The organism is Pseudomonadota bacterium (assembly GCA_011049115.1).
Taxonomy (GTDB): Bacteria; Desulfobacterota; Anaeroferrophillalia; order Anaeroferrophillales; family Tharpellaceae; genus DSCM01.
Window position 1 is genome coordinate 1 of sequence record DSCM01000005.1, and the last position, 1,621, is coordinate 1,621.

Consider the following 1,621-nt stretch of genomic DNA (forward strand, 5'->3'; position numbering starts at 1 on the left):
TGCGTGGTATCGAAAATTTTTCGTATCCTGCCTGCCAGGGCGATGGGAAGTATGGGCTTGTTCAGCAGGGTGTAGTTCTTTTCCGCCATCTGATTATGGGCGATGGCGTTGTCCGTATAGCCCGACATCAGTATTATCCGGATGTCCGGACGCTGTTGCTTGATCACGTCGACAAGCTGGGGACCGTTCATGCCGGGCATAATCACATCGCTCAGGATCATGTCGATTTTGTCCGGAAAGGATTCGCTGAGTTGAATCGCCTCCGCGGCTGACGAGGCTTCCAGGGTGGTATAGCCGAGAGGCTGAAGGGTGTCGCTGATTATGGTGCGGATCGAATCGTCATCATCGACGACCAGAATTGTTTCTCTGCCTTCCGACGGCTCCACATGTTCCTGCAACGCCCCGGGTTCAACCTCCTGCTCGACAATGGGAAAATAAATTTTAAAGCAGCTCCCATGGTTCAACTCGCTGTAGACGTGAATATAGCCGTTATGCTGCTTGACGATGCCGTACACGGTAGCCAGTCCCAGGCCGGTTCCCTTGCCCACTTCCTTGGTGGTAAAAAAAGGTTCGAAGATTTTTTCCCTGAGCTTCGGAATGATGCCCTCGCCGGTATCGGTAACGGTGAGCATGGAATAGTGGCCCGGCTTGATGAACTTTCTCTTCAAGGCATATTTCCGGTCGATAAAAATATCTCCTGTTTCGATGGTCAGGCGGCCGCCGTTGGGCATGGCGTCGCGGGCGTTGACCACGAGGTTCATCAATATCTGGCCGAGCTGGCTGGCATCCGCCATGATATTGCCGACCCTGGAAGACAGATACGTTTTGATCTGGATGTCTTCACCGATCAGCCGGGTAAGCATCCTGGACATGTCCTCGACAATCATGTTGAGGTTCGTCACCTTCATTTCCAGTACCTGCTTGCGGCTGAAGGTGAGCAGCTGCTGGGTGAGGCTTGAGGCTTTCAGCCCGGCCTGATGGATGCTGTCGGCCATTTTGAAAATCGGATCATCGGAAGTCAGCTGCATGCACATCATCTGGCTGTAGCCCAGGATGGTGGTCAGGATGTTGTTGAAATCGTGAGCAACCCCGCCGGCAAGATTGCCGACGGCTTCCATTTTCTGGATCTGGCGGAGATGGGTTTCCAGCTTGATGTTGTTCAGGCGGGAGCCGATTTGCAGGGCAATGCCCATGAGCAGGTTCATGTCCCTCTGGATAAGGGGACGCCTGCTGACAATGTTGTCAACGGCGAGAATGCCGAGTGGTTCATCCTCGTACAGTATCGGGCAGCAGATCAGGGACTTGACCCCCATCTTCAGGGCAAATTCAAGGCTGCGTTTGGAGAGGTCCTCCTTGATTTCCTGGATGTCATTGAGCAGAATCGGTTTTTTGTCCCGGAAAGAAATGTAGAAGATTCCCTTGGACTCCGGGTTGTCCAGATGAAACGACAGTTTTTGCAAAATACCTTCCTGGTTCTCCATGTAACCGAATCCCGCCTGATAAATAAGCCTGGTCTTTTCAGGGTTGGCCAGCATGATCAGAATCCGGTCATAATCAAGCCGTTTATGCAGAATATCGATTATTTCGGAGAACAGTGCATCAGGCTCATTCTGCTTGGCCA

General features: G+C 52.3%; 1 protein-coding gene. It reads right to left on the reverse strand.

The features are described 5' to 3' along the window. Positions 1-1,621 (reverse strand): hybrid sensor histidine kinase/response regulator (locus ENN66_00395; protein HDS15096.1); only part of this gene is annotated, 1,621 nt, incomplete at both ends.